The sequence below is a fragment of the Aestuariirhabdus haliotis genome, from assembly GCF_023509475.1.
GTDB lineage: Bacteria > Pseudomonadota > Gammaproteobacteria > Pseudomonadales > Aestuariirhabdaceae > Aestuariirhabdus > Aestuariirhabdus haliotis.
Map to the genome: position 1 here is coordinate 195730 of NZ_JAKSDZ010000003.1, position 17173 is coordinate 212902.

Below are 17173 nucleotides of genomic sequence, written 5' to 3' on the forward strand. Positions count from 1 at the left end.
ATTAGTCTAGCGGGCAGTCAACTCGACCGAAGCCCAGACCCTCGGCCTCTGACCAGGTAAATTCCAGCGCTTTGTTCCAGTCGGGCTTAATCGGGCATTTATCCAGCATATTCCAACCGCAAGCTTGCGCAATGGCTGCCCGAATCACTCCTTTGTGGGTTACCAATCCGATATCCGATTGGGGCGCCAGTTCCGATAACCAGGCCATTAAACGCGTTATTACCTGTGATGGATTCTCACCCTGAGGAGGCGTCATAAAAAGGCCTTTGGCCTCCTCCCGAGACATCACTTCAGGTTGCATAGCGCGCAATTCGGCCAATGTTTGGCCTTCCCATTCGCCCCACTCCATTTCAATCAACGCCGGCTCTGTAACGGCATTTAGTCCCAGTGCCTTGGCGGTTTCAACCGCCCGAAGCAATGGACTGGAAAACCAGGTCAATTCTTTATACCGATTTGCGACCGGCGTATTACAGAGCAAATCAAAGGCTTGGGGTAACAATGCTATATCAGTGTGCCCCTGAATTCTTTTTTGCACATTCCAGGGGGTTGTTCCATGACGAAGCATATAGATACGAATCATCCCATAGCTCCCAGCACCGATTTCAATTGCATGGCCGCCGCATCAAGACTGCAATCAGACACCGTTAAGTCACGATTCGCAGTGGACATTTTTTTAAATGATTGAGGGTTTGATAATAAACGCTCGAAGGCAAGGGAAAACCCTGCATCATCGCCTTCGGCCAGCATTGTCAGCCCCTCCCCCTTAAGGGATAAAGGATAGAGCGCAGGACTGTAACCCGATAGTACCGGCACCCCAGCTGCCATAGCTTCCAACATGGCCATGCCAATAGCCTCATTGATCGCAGGCCAAACAAACAGATTAAAAGCAGGCATCCACTGTTGAATCTCAGCCCGTGAGCGTTGACCGGCAAAAACAACCTGCGCCTTAAATGACGCAAAGAGCGCCTCAACCTGCGTTCGTTCTTTGCCATCACCAATAACCAGCAGCTGCCAACGACAAGAGGTTTGAGCAGAAACAACCTGCAAACTTTGAGCTAACCGCTGGTAGCTTTGAAATTTAGCGCCGGGGCGCATCATGGCAGTAGTAATAAGCCAGATGCAATCCGGATCAAGTCCCAATTTCTGAGCTAGCATCTGGCGATCGGCCGGTTGTGTATTGACCGATGATACAAAGGGCGTTATTGAATGAATTCGATGTTGAGACACATATTCGCGTAGTGCTGGTTCATCGCCAGGGTTTAACGTCAACACCCCGTCGGCCACAGTCAGTGCATTAACAGAGCATTGCCACCCTTCACTCCAGGCCCCTTGTTTCTGCTTATTGGCAACGGATGCCTCTGCCACAAAATAGGGGATTCCAAGTGCCTTGCTCACCGCCGGGCCAATCCAGTCAGGGGCTTTATGAAAAAGGTGGTAAGTAAACCAATAGGCAGGGCGCTGAGACTTTGGACGTGCTTGATATTCGCCAATAAGTGACCGTGCCTCAATTTGTCCCTGTTCACGGATAGCTTTCTGATGGGCCCTGTCACCTTTGCCTTCCCAGCTGCGGAGCTCACTTGCCAGCTCAACCTCGTAGCCCGCCAACTGCAACGCCTCAACAAACAATCTGGCTATGCGCTGGTCACCCGATGGATTGGGGTGATCCGGTGACTTCATAGGTGCATAAAAGGCAACCCGGGGGTTCACGCATCGCCCCCAAACTTACCCATCAACTGATCAATGCCCTCATCTAATGAGAAGTGCGAACGGACTCGCTGATAACCGGCCCGCCCCAGTCGCTGGCGCAGATCGTAATCGGCCATCAAACGGTGCAGAGCGTCTGCCAAGGCGGCTTCGTCCTTCTGGGGGACGAGCAGACCACTCTCGCCATCAATAATCAGCTCCGGTATGCCTGAGATATCAGTCGACAAGCAGGCCAGTTTCTGACTTTGCGCTTCCATCAATACGTTGGGTAGACCGTCACGATCACCGTCGCCATTAACACGGGACGCCAACACAAACAGGTCGGAGTTTTGATAGGCCTCTAGGACACGTTGCTGGGATTGCGCACCCAACCAGGTCACACGGTTTTGTATACCCAGTGTGATCGATAGCTGCTCGAGCTCGGGTAATAATTCACCTCCACCAATATGGGTAAAGTGCCATTCCAGTTCCACAGGCAGACTTGCTAACGCATTGAGCAACAGATCATAGCCCTTTTTAGGCACTGCACGGCCTACCGATAGCACTTGCACAGTGCCGTTCTCAGCTGCTTCACTAACGCTTGTCTCCGGCTCAGGAAAGCGACTGAAGTCGAGCCCATGATAACTCAGGAAAACTTTATCCTCATCATCACAAAGACCCTTGAGGTATTCGGTGTTGGCAGCAGTGCAAGTAGTCAACCAGGATAGGCTGGCCAGTTTCTCCTGTAGCTCCCAGCGAGGGGTCGTCCAGATATCCTTGGCATGGGCCGAAGCGCACCAGTCAATAGTCGTTAGCTCACTGCAATAACGCGTTACCGAACCTGGTGTATGTATAAAGTGCGCGTAGAGCAACTCAACATCCTTTGGTAGCTCATTGGCCAACACCAGCGCCTGGCCAAACCGGCGCACTCGATTACTGCTTATATCTCGCATCAGGTCTTTCCACCAAATGCCGGCCGTTCGCCAAAAAGACAATGTCGTCAACTGTCTTAACAGGGCAGATAGGACCCGCCAAGGCTCTACATACAGGTATTCTGGTAAATAGAGGACTCGAGCCTGAATCTCGTCATGAATAGGGTGGGTACGAGAGTCCGTGGGGTGACGCAGGGAAACCAGAAGAATATCCAACCCGTGTTTTTCCAGCTCGCGTATCTCCTGCGCGATAAAGGTCTCTGACAAGCGGGGATACCCCTTTAAAACAAGTGCGATTCGTTTCGCCAAGACATCCTCTCTTTGGTCTTATCAAGGTCAGTGCTTGTGAGGCACCGGGTTTATCAACGATAATGCATGGGGGCACGCTCGGGGAACCCACCCTTTCGCAGGAAGTGATCAGAGCAGATGGAAAAATCGATCTATACATATATTATCAAGCATACGCTCAGGCATCAGGTTCTGATCCTGATGCTAACGCTGGTCACCTTCCCGTTTGTCTACGCATCCCTCGATGTACCCAAGCAGATTATCAATAAAGCCCTGACGGGAACCGATATTCCGGAAGTCGTTCTGGGCTACGAAATGAACCAGATTTCCTACTTGCTGTTTCTCTGCCTACTGTTTCTGGCACTGGTGGTAATCAATGGCGCCCTGAAATACATACTGAACGTTTACCGAGGCGTCGTCGGCGAGCGGATGCTACGCAATCTGCGACTGGAACTCTATGGGCGTATCTTACGCTTTCCCCTGCCCCATTTCAGGAAAATTTCCCAAGGGGAAATCATACCGATAATTACCGCCGAAACAGAACCTCTGGGTGGCTTTATTGGCGAGGCGTTCGCATTACCTGCTTTTCAGGGCGGGCTTCTATTTACCTATCTGTTTTTCATCTTTAATCAGGACCCTTTTCTCGGCTTGGCCGCCATAGCACTCTACCCCTTGCAGATGTACGTGATCCCGAAGCTACAGCGCAAGGTCAATGCACTGGCCAAGCAACGAGTACTGGCAGCACGGAAATTAGGCGATAAAGTGGGCGACAGTATGGCTGGCATTCAGGATGTGCACAGCCTGGGCACCACCGCGTTTGAACGGGTCAAGATCGCATCGCGCTTGCAGAATATCTTCCAGATCCGCTTCGAGATCTACAAGCGTAAGTTTTTTATCAAGTTTCTCAATAACTTCCTGGCCAAAGTCACCCCCTTCTTCTTTTATTCGATTGGTGGCTATTATGTCATTCAGGGTGAGCTCACCCTAGGCGCTCTGGTTGCGGTACTGGCTGCCTATCAAGATCTGGATGCTCCCTGGAAGGAATTGCTCAAGTACTACCAAACCAAGGAAGATGTTCGTATCAAGTACGAACAGATAGTCGAACAGTTTTCACCGGAAGAGATGATTCCAGCTCCACAGCTTTGCGAAGGGGAATCCTCCCTGGAACAGCTGAACCAGCAAATTGCCTTTGATCGTGTGTTTTTCTCAGACGGTGATGCCAGCACCAGCCTGGACAGCATCAATATGCAATTGGACCTTAAACAGTCCATAGCATTGGTGGGTGACACCCTCAGCGGAGCTTCTGAACTGGCTCAACTGATCTGCCGATTACAGAACCCTGCGCGCGGCAACATCAGCTTATTCGGCCACAATCTTCAGCAGGTGAATGAACCCGCGTTAAGTAGCGCCGTTAGCTTTGTCGGCTCCCGTTCACACCTGTTTGCAGGCACTATTCGCGACAACCTGTTTTACGGCCTCACCAAACCTGAAGCCTTTTCTGACAACGACGCCAATATCTACACCCAGCCTATCGACCATGACTGGCTGGATATTAGTCAAACACCCTACGACTCCTTAGAAGCGCTACAAGATGAAGTGCTCGAGCTTAGTTCTTTATTTGAGCTGGATGGGGATCTGTATCGATTTGGTCTTCAGCAATCCATGACAAGCGCGCCGGATCAACAACTGGCCGAGAAGCTCGTCAACCTGCGCCGCCAGTTGAGTGACCGTCTAGCCAAACATAATATGACGGACCTGGTGGAGCGGTTTGAACCAGATAAATACAACACCAACATAAGCGTGGCTGAGAACATTTTGTTTGGTAGCTGCACGGATCATGCCCTTGACCCTGAGACACTGCATAATGATGGCTCGCTAGAACGCGTGCTCGTCCGCACTCGATTGATGCCAAAGGCATTGGAAATAGGCTATAAAGTCGCCGAAACCATGATCGAACTATTTTCCGATCTAGAGCCCGGCAATGAGATATTTGAACAATTCAGCTTTATCAGTGCTGAGGATCTGCCGGAATATCAAAGTCTGGTGAATAAGTACCCGATCGAGAAAGCTGGCTCCCTGCCCCATCGCTCGCAAGTCAAACTCCTTGCTTTGTTTATGAAGTTGGTACCTGCTCGACATCGCTTGGGTTTGATCGACGAATCAATTCAGAAACACCTGGTCGAAGTCCGCAAAGAGTTTGCCCATACCCAGAAAGGCCGACGGGAGTTGCTTCACTATCATTACGATCAGTTTAATGAACTATTGAGTATTCAGGAAAATATCCTGTTCGGAAAACTGGCTTATGGAAAAGCCAACGCCCAGGAAAAAGTAGCAAAAGTCATTGACGAACTTATCGATGAAAACAATCTTCGTGTCGACATTCAACATTACGGACTGGAGTACGAGGTGGGAACCTCTGGCTCGAGATTGCAGGTATCTACCCGTCAAAAACTCGCACTTATTCGGGCACTGTTGAAGAAGCCTCGCTTGCTGGTTGCAGATCAAGCAACCAATGCCATGGACGAGCAATCGGAACAGCGTCTGCTGTCTCGACTGCTACAAAGTAATCGCTGCGTCTTTCTTTGGGTGATCAACCGGCAACATCTGCTGCCATTATTCGACCATAGAGTCGAGATGGTCAATGGCCGTATCGAGTCACAAACCTGATGGACCAGTTCACTCAAACGGCACTAATGCTTATAGGGATCCGCCGCGTCGCGTAGACCATCACCCATAAAGTTAAATGCCAGAATTACACAGATCACCGGCACCACCGGCAACATCAACCAGGGGTAAATCGCCACTACGTTCACGTTTTGAGCTTCGGCCAACAGAACCCCCCAGCTGGTTATGGGGGGGCGTAAGCCTAACCCGAGGAAACTCAAAGCGGTTTCACCCAAAATCATCGCAGGGATAGACAGGGTGGCCGAAGCGATTAAATGGCTAAAAAATCCCGGCAACAGGTGCTTACGAATAATTCGTGGAGGCGAGGCCCCCATTAACTGAGCCGCACTCGCATAATCCTCTTCTCGCAGCGCCAACAGTTTGGAACGTACTGCTCTGGCCAAGCCGGTCCAATCCATCAACGCCAGGATCAGGGTGATGCCAAAAAACACCCATAATGGACTCCAGGTGACCGGAATAATTGCTGACAATGCCATCCATAGTGGCAGTTCCGGGAAGGAACGTATGACTTCAATGATTCGCTGTACGACATTATCAACCCAGCCGCCATAATAACCCGCCAGGCTGCCAATGATGATACCCATAATCATGCTCAGGGTGATGCCAACCAGGCCTATGGTGATCGATATACGGGTGCCATAAATAATACGAGACAGCATATCCCTGCCTAGTCGATCGGTACCCATAAGAAACATAGTGCCGCCCTGCTCGACGCAGGCCAAATGCAAGTTGGCCTCAACCATGCCCCAAAATCGGTAGCTTTCTCCGGAACAGAAAAAGCTGATCTTGTAGATTTTCTCGGTATCTTCGCTATAGATCCTTAGCAGCCGGTCCATGTCCAATGTCTGATTCCAGCCATAGACAAAAGGGCCAACCCACTCACCTTCATGAAACAGGTGTACCGGCTGTGGCGGCGAATAGATCGAGTCAACATGACGACTGTGCAGATTATAAGGTGCCAGAAACTCACAAATAAGAATCGACAGGTAAAGCAAAATCAAAAAGACGGCACTATAAAGCGCTAACTTGTGCTTCTTGAATTTCCACCACATCAGCTGCCATTGTGATGCCAGGAAAAAAGCTTGTTGATTACTTTGTGCGCGAACGATGGACTGTGGATCATAATCCGCGTCACAAACAAAATGGGGGTTAGCCGGTGACTTCATCGCTGGGCCCCTCCCTCAAGTCGAATCCTGGGGTCTAGCACGGCTAATAGCAGATCAGAAATCAGTACACCAACAACCGTTAGCATGGCCAAAAACATCAAAAATGATCCGGCTAAATACATATCCTGACTCTGTAATGCGCCTAGCAGCATCGGACCCGTCGTCGGCAGCGATAACACCAGGGCAACAATTTCAGCGCCGGAGATGATACTGGGCAACATGCTACCAATATCCGCAATAAAAAAGTTAAGCGATACCCGGAACGGATATTTCAACAATAGCCTTGTTTCCGGTAAGCCTTTTGCCCTGCCTGTTACCACATAGGGTTTGTGCAGCTCATCGAGCAAGTTGGCTCGTAGTCGACGGATCATTCCCGCTGTACCCGAAGTACCAATAACAACAACCGGAATCCACAGGTGCTCCAGGACAGACTTTACCTTGTCCCAGCTCCAGGGCTGATTGATGTATTGCTCGTCCATCAAACCACCAATGGAGGTGCCGAAATACACATTCGCAAGGTAAAGCATGACCAGAGCAAGCAGGAAGTTTGGTGTCGCCAAACCGATAAATCCTATCAGGGTCAGGCCATAATCTCCCCAGCTGTATTGATGGGTAGCGGAATACAAACCAATTGGAAAGGCAATAATCCAGGTAAAGAGTATGGTCAATACCGACACCGCAATCGTGAGGTACATACGATCACCCACGACTTCAGATACGGGCAGATCGTATTCAAAGGAATAACCATAATCGCCTTGCACAAAACCGCTAACCCAGGAGATATATTGCTGGAAAAAGCTTTTATCGAGGCCATACTCTTCACGCAGGTAGGCTATTTTTTCCATATCTACGCTTTCACCCTGAGCCTGGAGTTCAGCAATATAGCTTTCCAGATAATCCCCGGGAGGCAGCTGAATAATGACAAAGACCACAAAGCTGATCAGCAACAGAGTGGGTATCATCAGCAATATACGCTTAACGATATAATGGCCCATCTATTGCTCCCTCCTGGATTTGATAAGCCAGAATGTGTCGGGGTTATACACGCCAAAATAGGAGCCCGGCTCCCAGCTATACCAACCCTGGGCAGGCACATTCCTTAAATCATTGCTGACAACAATCGGCTGCATAATACCGGTGACGGTACCGATGCTGAACACTTGGTTCGAATAGATTTTGAGCATCTCTTGCCATATATCCCAGCGTTGCTGACGGTTACGTGAACGCTCCCAATCCTCTACCAAGGTACGAAGTCTCGTCGCTGGTAACAGGTCTGGTGCAGACCCTTTGCCAGTTTCGTAATAATCTCCCCACTTGGACCATTGGAGCTGTTGCTGGGAATAAGGAGCCAGTTCCCAGGGGCTCATATCGCTGGTCGCCAATGCATTATCCAACCCCTTCCAGACCGACATAACCGCGTCTCCGGATATTACCCGGCTGCGAAACACTTCTCTCTGGGAAGGACGTATGTAGAGTTTGATACCGATATCGAGCCAGTGATCGTGTATGAGCTGGAGCACATCCGTCTCTTCAGTATCCTCCCCAGCTGTATGCACAATAAGATTCATAGGGCGACCATCGGGTAACAAGCGGACGCCCCGCTCGTCACGCTCAGTCAGACCTATCTCATCCAGCAACTGGTTAGCTTCTTGTGGGGAATATTGGTTCCAGATACGCATAAAGTCTTCCTGGAACAGGCTGCTTTCGGGTAACAATGTGTTGCCACCTTCAGACGCGAGACCGTAGTACACCACTTGATTGATTTCATGCCGGTTGATGGCCATGGAAAGTGCACGCCGGTAGCGGACGTCTCGATTCAGAATCCGCCACTGCTCATCATTAGCATTCAGATTCGGATAGAGCGCGAACTGAGAGCCACGTGCTGCCTTCCAGAAACGTACCTGATAGTTACTCTGCTTTTCCCCCTCTTTCAGAAAGGTGTAGTTATCAAGGCGAATATAACGCCCCTGCAGATCGGACTCCCCCGCCCTGGCTTTTGCCGCAATCAGGCTACTGCCAACGATATTGACGACCACTTCATCGATATAGGGTAATTGAGTGCCACGAGCATCTACTCGATGAAAGAAAGGGTTTCGCAGGAAAACGAAGCGATCAGCAGGCTTGAACGTCGTGTTGTACCAGGGTTGCAAGGTCGGTAAATCGGGGTTATCCATTCGATAGACGTTATCTTTCGATTTGAATAACGCTACCCAGTTACGCTTTTTGGCTTGCTTTCTTAAGCTTTCAAGACGATCAGCATCTACATATTTATTGTGGAACTGGCGCATATAATGCGCAGGGAAATAAATGCTTAATGCCCTTGGCGCCGCGAGTAACGGCAGAAAATGCGGATTCGGTGTACTCCAGGTAAAACGAATCGTCAGTTCATCAACAATTTCTACGGTTGGAAACTCACCATCGACTTGCAACGCTTTGGGAGGGCCATACGGAGAAAGATCTTTGTTCAGGGCTACGTCTTCCCAGTAAAAGCGAAAATCCTCCGAGGTAAACAAAACGCCATCAGACCAGCGATGACCCGGGCGCAAATGCAAAGTAAAAATCCGATCATCTTCATTTTCATAGGACAGTAAAATGTCAGGCACCAACTCGAAGTTTTGGTCGTAACCGACAAGGCGGGCATAGCCATAGACATTCAGCATACGAATATCTTTGGACTTGGCCATCAACACCCGTAAACTCCCGCCCTGTTTTCCGTATGTTTGAGGAGGCAGTAACTCCATAATTCTGGGTTGTTCTGGCGGCTGCGGCTCAATGGCAAAGGTATCAACGCTTATCAGCATAGATAACAGCAACACCCAAACGGAACTAACCTTCATCAGAATGCATCCTTACCCAATGGTTGTTCTCAACCTCGATCAGGCTGGTTTCAATGTGGGGCGATAAGGTATAGGGCTGAGGCCAGAACTCTGGTTGGGCCAACCCAGCCTCCTGATTATCAAAATCGAGTAACTGGTTGAGATCCGGTGCCGGCACCGCATCTATCAAAGCTCTGGTATAGGGGTGGAGGGGGCTGGCAAAGAGCTCTTTTGTGGGCGCAACTTCAACCACTTGGCCATGGCACATAACCACTACACGCTCAGCGATATAGTCGACTACGGCGAGGTTGTGGCTAATAAACAAATAGGTCAGGCCGAGCTCTTTTTGCAAATCTTTCAATAAATTCAGAATCTGTGCTTGTACTGAAACGTCCAAAGCTGACACAGGCTCATCGAGTATCAAAAGATCAGGGGATAATGCCAAAGCCCTCGCTATACTGATGCGTTGACGCTGACCACCGGAAAAACTGTGGGGGTAACGATTCAAGACTTCAGGGCTCAAACCTACCAACGCCATCAACTCCCTGGCACGGCGTTCTCGATAAGCTTTATCACCAACGTGGTGAATTAACAAAGGCTCACAGATGATATCGTTGATCGTCATTCTGGGGCTTAAAGCGCTATATGGGTCCTGGAAAACCAATTGCATTCGAGGTCTAAATTGCTCAAGTTCTGGCCCCTCTAGATCTAATAAAGGAACCGTGGTTCCGCGATCGTTATAGAGAATGGATCCGGTGCTAGGCTCCAGACCGCGCATCAGCATTTTGGAGAGTGTGGTTTTGCCACACCCACTTTCTCCAACCAACCCCAGAGACTCACCGACAGCAATATCGAGATTAAAATCTCTCACCGCATGAATATGCTCTTCGTCACCGCCGCCCCACCACCCACTTTTGCGCTGGACATAGGTTTTTGATAGCTCGCGAATGCTTAAATGGGGAGCATGAAGCCGCTGTTGTTCGGTCCAGGGGGTGTACAGCTCTTGAACATTATCGAGCCCACCGGCACTGGATCGAATAGGATTCAACCGCTCATTCGTTTCCAGATTGAATCGGGGTACTGCCCTGAACAACGATTGCAGATAGTCATGCTGTGGATGCTGAAACAGCGCTTCAAGCGGACCTCTTTCAACCACTCGACCGTGGTACATAACCACTACCTCATCGGCCATATTAGCCACCACGCCCAGATCGTGGGTAATCAGCAAAACCGCCATATTGAGCTCGGCCTGCAAGCGGCGTATCAATCTGAGGATCTGCTTCTGAACGGTCACGTCCAATGCCGTAGTGGGTTCGTCTGCTATCAGCAGCGCCGGATGACAGATTAAGGCCATAGCAATCATGGCTCGTTGCCGTAAGCCACCAGAAAGCTCAAAAGGGTACAGATTCATCGCTTGCTGGGGATTACGAAATCCAACCAGCGCCAGCATCTCCTGAGTCACCTCAAGGCCTTTGGCACGACTCATTTTTCGATGCAGAAACAACGCCTCACTGACCTGATCCCCAATAGTGTGCATGGCTGACATGGACACCATGGGTTCCTGGAATATAATCGAGATTTGCCCACCCCGAATGTTCCGCATATCGGCGCCACTATTATCCAAGGCAGCTATGTCCACACAATGACCGGGATGCTTGGGGTCTCTGAACTCTATACTACCGCTATGGATACGAGCATTAGCGGGGAGAATACCCAGAATGGCTTGAGAGCATACCGACTTCCCCGAGCCGGACTCACCCACCAGAGCCAGGGTTTGCCCCTCTCGAACATTAAATGAAACGCGGTCTAATGCCCGTACCGAGCCTCCCGGCATATCGAACTCGATAACCAGGTCTCGTATCTCCAGCATTTCATGTGCGGGCTTATCGATTGGGGCTGCTCGCAAGCTGTGTCCTTAGCATGACGCTTAGTGGCTTATTCGTTTGGTAATTGACCCAGAGAAAAGAACTCCCCTCCACTCCAGACCCCCAAGTGAAGCTTCTGCTCCAGAGTATGTTCAACAGCATATTGTTCAATTAAATGGTAGAACAGATTACGGTGAATGCGGGCACGAAGTTGACCTCTCACTCGAATGTAGGGCGTACTTTCGCCCTGCTCGTCTTTAACCATCGTTAGAGGATGGTCTAAATCAAGAGGCACAGAGTCACCAAGGTTGGTGATAAGCAGCAGTGCTTTTGAGGTGGATTGAGCATTAGGACTTGTCCGGTCTGTGTGCTCGCATTGTTGCTCGGTGGTCGTCGTATGATGCGTCTGAATATCGACCGCGATAAAGGGTACATCCGCCACCTCAATTAAGAGTTTCTCATCGGGAGTCACCAGATAATAAACCCCCTCATCGCAGCGCAAAACAGTCGAAAAAAGGCGAACCAAGGCGGGTCTCTCTATCGGTGAATCCTGATAAAACCAGTCACCGTCCCGATCAATCTGCATGCCACTGTGCCCTTCCGCAGATGGCTGCCACTGATCTACCGGGGGCAGCGCTTTATCGCAGCCCAATTTGCCTAATGCTCTCGCTAATGAACCCGGCGTACCGGACATACTGCCTCTCCTGTCTCAGGTATTCGTGGCTAGTCTTTGCCGTACAGCTGGTGCGCGTATTTATCAACGGCTGGGCCTAGCAACTCGGAGGGATCACTGTTGATAAAAGTTAGCCAACCACTACGCCCTTCAATATAGGCATTTTCTACCAGGTCACCCGTGCCAGAGTTATAGAGACTCAGGGTGATTTTGATTTTATCGCGCCCTACTTTGGACATTTCCTGGGACTCACGCCACTCCGCCCAGGTCCCTATGGCATCGTTATAAACCAAAACCTGAGGCATTAGCAGATAATCCGCTCGTTCCCGGCGCGCGATCGACAAAGCTGCATTCAGGTTCTTGGCTTGCTTAGCTGTATGTATATGGGGGAAATAGGCGCGAAAAACCCCAGCCACAGTACTAGCCAAAGACTGGTTATAACGGTTCGCTTCCGCTTGCGCCTGTTTGATAGTGACAATGCTGATCGAAGGATCATTGACCAGGGACCAGTTTGCCGTGCGATGCAGGTCAAAGGAATCGAGTAAACGGGCATCTCGGGCGTACCGCTCCGTCTCAGAGTAAATATCTGATGGCATGCAGCCACTGACTGCCATAAATAACAGAAGACCGCCAAGTTTGAAAAACAGCTTCATCCTTTTCCCTCCCTAAAGGCCCCGCTGCCACTCCTGACGTAACCCTGCCTGTTGTGGATTGGCCATCGCCTGTCGAACCTTATCCAGCAAAGCGCTTTTGTCCTGCCCTAATACCCCCTTGAGAACCAGGTAGTTTGAGGCATGATCACTTCTGAAAATGGTTTTCTCCAGCTCAAGAGTAGACAATAACACCTCCATCTCCTGAAACAACTCTACTTTGTTCAACTTTCTCCAGCGCCCCTCAAAAGGCTCCGCAAAGCGATCTGAGCCCATGGGGAATTCAACGACCAGCGTGGATAAATAGTCCGGTTGGGAAGCATTCATCAACCGTGCAGAGTTCAACGCATGTTGACCGCTGAGCTCTGGACCACCGAGGCCATTAAGAATCATTACCGAACTTTTGATTCCAGCCTGATGAATTTTACTGAGCGCCGCCAATGAAGAGTCGTAAGTTTCACCTTTGTTCACCAGGCGGAGCACCTCGTCGTCACCACTCTCACAGCCCACATACAATAGCTTGAGACCCAATTCGTGCAACTCAGACATCTCCTGCACACTTTTATTCTTTAAATTTCTGGGTAAGCAATAGGAAGAAACGCGATTTAAGTCCGGGTAATAACGCTGTATCAATTCCAGTATTTCCTTCAAACGGCGAAATGACAAAGACATCGCATCTCCATCTGCAAGAAAGACTCGACGAACCGGATACCCATGCTGGGTAAGCCCTTTTAACTCGGCTTCAATCTGATCGATCGGCTTAGGTCGAAACTGTTTGCCTTCCGCAGTGTACATGTCACAGAAGGTGCACTTGTTGTACGAACAGCCATTTGTAACCTGAAGTATCAGCGAAGATGCTTCACTGGGCGGTCGAAAAACAGGCTCAATATAATCCAGGGGGTACATCAAAAACCTCAACAAATATTTAAAAGCCGACAGTAATATGCTGTTTTATATGAATTTTAGTATAAAAAAACAGCAGCCCGCTGATCAACAGCGCACCTCAGATGCCATCAATCTTGCAACAAACTACCCGATTTAACGCAGTTCCTTCCCGATTTCTTGGCTTCATACAACGCCGCATCGGCGGCAGAAATGCATTGCTCAGGGGATAAATCAGCACCCTCGAGAGGAACAACCCCAAGACTGACCGACACAGACAGATCCTTGTTTTCAAAGCGAATCACCTGACCGGCAATGGCACGCCTTAACCGGTCAGCGAAAAGCAGCGCGCCTTCGATATCGGTTTCTGGCAGGATTATCGCGAACTCCTCCCCGCCATATCGACCCACGATATCGTTACTACGCATTATCGATAACGAAGTGGCTGCGACCTGCTTTATCACCATATCCCCAGCCAGGTGACCATAGGTATCATTCACTTGTTTAAAATGATCAATATCGAACATTAGAAGACAACAGCTATTTTGATAGCGGTTATGCAAGGAAACCATAGAAATAAGCTGCTCTTGCCAATAACCACGATTGAATAGCCCTGTTAACCGATCGGTTCTGCTAAGGTTTGAAAGTTCAAGATTCGCTTTTTGCAATGCCAGCCGGTTCGCAGCGATATCAGTGACATCGTAAATCATCATAGATATTAAATCGGCCTCACCGCTTGGCTGCTTCAAAACGTTCAGACTGACATTCTGATACATCATCTCCAATTGACCTGTTACAGGCCTATAAGCTGGAAAATCAAATAAATGGGGGACCTGTTCAGAACTGATAAAAATCTCACTTTCAAGAACCAACACGGCATCAAGCTTCTTTTGCAGCCAGGTTTCACGAAAGATGGGAAAACGATCAAACAGACTATCGACCTGCTTGATTTGAGAGGAACTCACACCTGAGTGGTTTTCCATAAAATGGTTCCAGACATGCACCTTGCCTTGACGATCAAAGACAACGAGCCCCACATTAATGTGAGTAATCATATCCATCAGCCAATGCATTTCACGAATGGAGCTCATATCTTTGCTCCTTCATCGTCGATCAGGTAGCTGGCATTTTCCAAAATAGCTTCGGCAGCAGGGCCCGGGAACAGCAACAACAAGTCACAAGACACATTGTACTCTTCGAACTTATAGGGTACTTCAATCACTAATGTTTCATCTTTCAACTCTTTGTGGGCACGCCACAAAGGCAAAACCAGCGTTTCTGCGGATACCAGGGCTGGCTGACTCTTGCTAAAAGAAGTATCCAGAATACGTCCCATCCCGTTTAAAAAAGCACTGATCAAGACGATTGCCGCATCCAAAACCGCACCATCATCATTACCGAGGGAAAGATTACGCTGGTGCATTAATTTACGCAGACTTTCAGCATCGGATACATCCATACTGAGTAAGGCTTCGGCCGCCAAACCTCTTGATACGAACCCTTGACAGACGGCTATGTGATTGCCGTTCGTCAAGGCATCCAGTGTCATGGCTAACTCACCTCCAGAAAGCGCTGCCAGCCTAGGGATCGGCAATTCAATGAACACACCCAACAAACGAGCCAATCTGTCTGCGGCCTGCCCCATGGCAACATTAGCAATTTCCTGCAAACATTCCTGAGGCGTCTGTTGTGAACTACCGATTAGCTCAGCAGCTGAACCAATGGCCGTGCTTTCATCCTCATAAGTTCTGTCTAATAGGCCATTTTCCTGAAGTACGGCTTCCAGCTCGCCAGAGTCAACAGGCTTTTTAATAAAGGCCAGTGCGCCAAGATCTAAAACCCGGGCCTGAGCAGCGGGTTGTATATCACCAGAGACAACTATTACCAGACAGTTCACACCCAAATGACGAAGCTGCTCCAGGGTCTGATAGCCATCCATGACCGGCATGGTTAAATCCAGAAACATCAGATCAATGCTCTCACGCTCCAGTGCATGCAGAGCTTGCTGCCCATGTTCGGCAAACAAAATACGGCGTGCCATACCCTTGGGAATAACCAACGACATCTGTTTTCTCGCGACTAAAGAGTCATCGCAGACCAGAATATTCAATTACGCCACCTGTTAACACTTAGCCATTCCAAGCCTGCTTTGCAGGCCAGGGCAACCATCAAAAGTAAAAAAACCAAGAATCCATTTGGACTATCCTCTTCAGCTCAGCTGTACGATAGTCTCTTTTTAGTCCCAGGAATTGATAAAACCCCACCTCTACAACCCAGTAATATCGACGGCCTCACCAGCTTTAGACGCACGACTTCGCCCCCGGTTACCCATTCGAACACCAATATCCATCATATACTGAAAAAAGCCTTCCTTATCTTTAATTACATCCCGCCAGAACGGCGAGTGATACATAGCAACACCACCGGAAATAAGTGCCCAGGCTGCACAATAATGATAGTACTCAGGAACGTCTTCCAGACTACCTGCCGCAATTCTTGCGCGAATCAAGTCCGCTAATCGATCGAAGTTGGAAGCCCGCACCTGGTGCAATTCGTCGAGCATCTCCGGTAAGGGGTTGCGCTGCGCCAATTTCTCTTCCAGGCGTTCAAAGAGATAATATTTTTCGGGGTCTTTTAAACGATATTCGAAGTAGCTGCGAGCCAATGAGTCTTTATCACGGGTTACTTCCTGCGAGTGAAATAACTCTGCAAGCTCTCGCTCATAATCGATCATCATCCGCAAGTAGATCTCAGCCTTGGAACGGAAGTGCTTGTAAATAGTACCTTTACCGATACCCACTTCTTCTGCGATACGCTCTACCGTGACATTCTCTTCTCCATCACGGAGGAAAAGACCCAGAGCCACCTCCAGTATCTCTTTGCCTCGACGCTTAAACTCTCTTTCTTTTCGGGATTCTTTCTTCATTGAATGGAGAAACCTGTAACAATGCGAACGTTGTTGCAACGAGCCTAGTCGTCAAAATCAATTATGACAGACCTTGAAAAAGGCGAATAGCAATCGATTTGCAAATTTACCCGGCCCCTAATCATCACGGACAAAATAGCCGAGCAATAGCCTACATCAATGACTCTATCCAGTATCAAAGGGGAGTTGAAGGCATTTCGTTCACCAATCTTTACCTCCCTCTATAATGAAACAGATCGATATAAAATAGCGATATGCAAAAAAAGTGTAAAAACACTGGCGAGCAAATTGGACGTTTTATGATCAAGCAACAATACTTAAGGCTACCGAGGCAGCCCCTATCCCCCATTCGCTGCCTTCGGCTCTGGTCAGCAATGACCAATATACGTAGGAAAGTGTACCTTTGTTTCACTCCTAATGGTCTTGCCCCGGTACCCTCCCCCCAGGACTACCGGGGTTTTTTTATGATTCAAGCAATTACTGTGTCACGCTTTCAGCAAGGAATGATAAGAAGGGCTCACCAAACGCATCCAGGATAATCCCGTCGACAATATTCCCATGCACTCAACGGAAGGCGCCGCATAACTGATTGGACTAAAAATTCAAC

At 49.2% G+C, this 17173-nt stretch carries 14 protein-coding genes; 1 reads left to right on the forward strand and 13 read right to left on the reverse strand.

The annotated features are described in order from the left end of the window. Position 1: 1 nt before the first annotated feature. From MIB40_RS04180 to MIB40_RS04190, 3 genes are read right to left on the reverse strand one after another with little or no spacing between them, the layout of a single operon-like run. Positions 2–580, reverse strand: a complete 579-nt coding sequence (locus MIB40_RS04180) for a histidine phosphatase family protein (RefSeq protein ID WP_249691174.1) — start codon at positions 578–580, stop codon at positions 2–4. After that, positions 577–1707 (reverse strand): glycosyltransferase family 4 protein, encoded by a 1131-nt coding sequence (locus MIB40_RS19715; protein ID WP_249691176.1) that lies wholly within the window; start codon positions 1705–1707, stop codon positions 577–579. The genes MIB40_RS04180 and MIB40_RS19715 overlap by 4 nt, the downstream gene beginning before the upstream one ends. Next, complete coding sequence (locus MIB40_RS04190; protein WP_249691177.1) at positions 1704–2924, reverse strand: glycosyltransferase family 4 protein; 1221 nt, start codon at positions 2922–2924, stop codon at positions 1704–1706. The genes MIB40_RS19715 and MIB40_RS04190 overlap by 4 nt, the downstream gene beginning before the upstream one ends. Positions 2925–3041: 117 nt before the next feature. On the opposite strand from MIB40_RS04190, the gene MIB40_RS04195 reads away from it, so the two are divergent. Then, complete coding sequence (locus MIB40_RS04195) at positions 3042–5570, forward strand: ABC transporter transmembrane domain-containing protein (protein WP_249691179.1); 2529 nt, start codon at positions 3042–3044, stop codon at positions 5568–5570. Between the two features lie 23 nt (positions 5571–5593). Here MIB40_RS04195 and MIB40_RS04200 read toward each other — a convergent pair whose 3' ends face one another. The 10 genes from MIB40_RS04200 to MIB40_RS04245 all read right to left on the reverse strand — a co-directional run bounded on the left by MIB40_RS04200 (position 5594) and on the right by MIB40_RS04245 (position 16566). Continuing rightward, positions 5594–6754: an ABC transporter permease gene (locus tag MIB40_RS04200; protein WP_249691181.1), complete on the reverse strand. Its 1161-nt coding sequence runs from the start codon at positions 6752–6754 to the stop codon at positions 5594–5596. Then, on the reverse strand, positions 6751–7749 hold the full coding sequence (locus tag MIB40_RS04205; RefSeq protein ID WP_249691183.1) for an ABC transporter permease: 999 nt from the start codon (positions 7747–7749) through the stop codon (positions 6751–6753). The genes MIB40_RS04200 and MIB40_RS04205 overlap by 4 nt, the downstream gene beginning before the upstream one ends. Then, on the reverse strand, positions 7750–9591 hold the full coding sequence (locus tag MIB40_RS04210; protein WP_249691185.1) for an ABC transporter substrate-binding protein: 1842 nt from the start codon (positions 9589–9591) through the stop codon (positions 7750–7752). Continuing rightward, positions 9581–11476, reverse strand: a complete 1896-nt coding sequence (locus MIB40_RS04215) for an ABC transporter ATP-binding protein (RefSeq protein WP_249691187.1) — start codon at positions 11474–11476, stop codon at positions 9581–9583. The genes MIB40_RS04210 and MIB40_RS04215 overlap by 11 nt, the downstream gene beginning before the upstream one ends. 29 nt (positions 11477–11505) lie before the next feature. Next, on the reverse strand, positions 11506–12129 hold the full coding sequence (locus MIB40_RS04220; protein ID WP_249691189.1) for a DUF1285 domain-containing protein: 624 nt from the start codon (positions 12127–12129) through the stop codon (positions 11506–11508). Positions 12130–12158: 29 nt separating this feature from the next. Then, on the reverse strand, positions 12159–12761 hold the full coding sequence (locus MIB40_RS04225) for a DUF4823 domain-containing protein (protein WP_249691191.1): 603 nt from the start codon (positions 12759–12761) through the stop codon (positions 12159–12161). A gap of 12 nt (positions 12762–12773) precedes the next feature. Next, a complete protein-coding gene (locus MIB40_RS04230; RefSeq protein ID WP_264758432.1) occupies positions 12774–13664 on the reverse strand; it encodes a radical SAM protein in 891 nt (296 codons plus the stop codon). 107 nt (positions 13665–13771) lie between these two features. Beyond that, a complete protein-coding gene (locus MIB40_RS04235; protein ID WP_249691195.1) occupies positions 13772–14731 on the reverse strand; it encodes a GGDEF domain-containing protein in 960 nt (319 codons plus the stop codon). After that, positions 14728–15750, reverse strand: a complete 1023-nt coding sequence (locus tag MIB40_RS04240) for a response regulator (protein WP_249735313.1) — start codon at positions 15748–15750, stop codon at positions 14728–14730. The genes MIB40_RS04235 and MIB40_RS04240 overlap by 4 nt, the downstream gene beginning before the upstream one ends. Positions 15751–15906: 156 nt before the next feature. Further along, a complete protein-coding gene (locus MIB40_RS04245; protein WP_249691198.1) occupies positions 15907–16566 on the reverse strand; it encodes a TetR/AcrR family transcriptional regulator in 660 nt (219 codons plus the stop codon). Positions 16567–17173: the final 607 nt, after the last annotated feature.